Source organism: Pseudomonas sp. GW821-FHT07G06, from assembly GCF_058986625.1.
On the sequence record NZ_JBYSVW010000043.1, the window covers coordinates 1 to 1,256 of the forward strand.

2 protein-coding genes are annotated in these 1,256 nt (G+C 48.2%); both read left to right on the top strand.

The features are described 5' to 3' along the window. On the top strand, positions 1-969 hold a 969-nt coding region (locus AC3WJW_RS29955), incomplete at its 5' end, for an RHS repeat-associated core domain-containing protein (protein ID WP_493728547.1). A 63-nt stretch (positions 970-1,032) separates the two neighbouring features. After that, on the top strand, positions 1,033-1,256 hold a 224-nt coding region (locus AC3WJW_RS29960; RefSeq protein WP_493728548.1), incomplete at its 3' end, for a hypothetical protein.

Consider the following 1,256-nt stretch of genomic DNA (forward strand, 5'->3'; position numbering starts at 1 on the left):
GAGCGCGATGCGACCGGGTTGTATTACTACGGGTTCCGCTATTACGCGCCGTGGCTGGGCCGCTGGCTCAACCCGGATCCGGCCGGCACGGTTGACGGGCTGAATCTCTATCAGATGGTTGGTAACAATCCCATTGTTTTTTTCGATATCGACGGATTGAAGAAAGATACCTTAGTTATTTTTACGCAACACAAGGGAGAGGGGGGGATTTCTAAAAGCATTGAGAGTGGTGCTAACACATTTTACTATAAAGCTTATCCGGCGCTGAAAGAGCGCTTAATTACTGAACCTATTCTTTATCATAAAATAGCTGGAAGCCTTGAAAAAATCAGAAATAAATTCCCAGATGTTAATAATTTGGTATTCATTGGTCATGGTGGTGGCGGTCGAATACGCATGGGGGCCAAAAAAACACATAACTTGAATGAGTTGAATCTCCCGACAGAGCTCACTAGGAACGTAGAGCACCTATTTTTTATGCACTGCACAGCCGGAAAGCAAATTGCTTATATAGGGCAAAGTACCTTGAGCCAACCCGATCGCTGGACTTCCTTGAAAACAATGTCGGGTAACATTTTCTATAATCAATGGTCCGGTGGACCTGACATCACACGTCAAGGATGGAATACGCGCGATTCGGATTACCTTGATAAATGGAGGGCCATCGCGGTGGAGAAAATTGCAGGTGAGCCAAATAGAAGCGTGGAGGATCCCGAGTTAAAAAATAACGTTGTATTAACGCCGAGTCTGGCACTTTCTCCAGAAGGCTTTCACCGTACTTATTATGTTGCACAAAAAAAAGCACGGTTGTCTTACTCTTACCCTGGACAGACTTCGCAGACAACGGTTACTCAACGTGTTCAGCCTCCGTCTCCTCCTGCAGTATCAAGAGGGCGACGAGGGGATAATCCTTCTGTCCGAGAGCTTTTTAGGACTCGTGCTATTAGGAGTCAGTCACAGCGCAGATGATTGATGGGCATATATAAAATTTGGCCTTAAGTTTGCCTAGAAAAATACTTGAAGGGATTTATCATGACCACCATTTCCACGATCAATACCGCTGACGTTTGCGTGGTCACGCCCATGGTCACTGTGACCGACAACCGCGGGCTGGCCGTGCGTGCCCTGCAATATAACCGCGGTGCTCCCGGCGCCGCCGCGACGCAACTGATCAGCCAACAGCGCTACGGCGTGCTGGGTGAGTTGCTGAGCAGCATCGATCCACGGTTGTTCAATGAACAGCTACTGGATCCGCA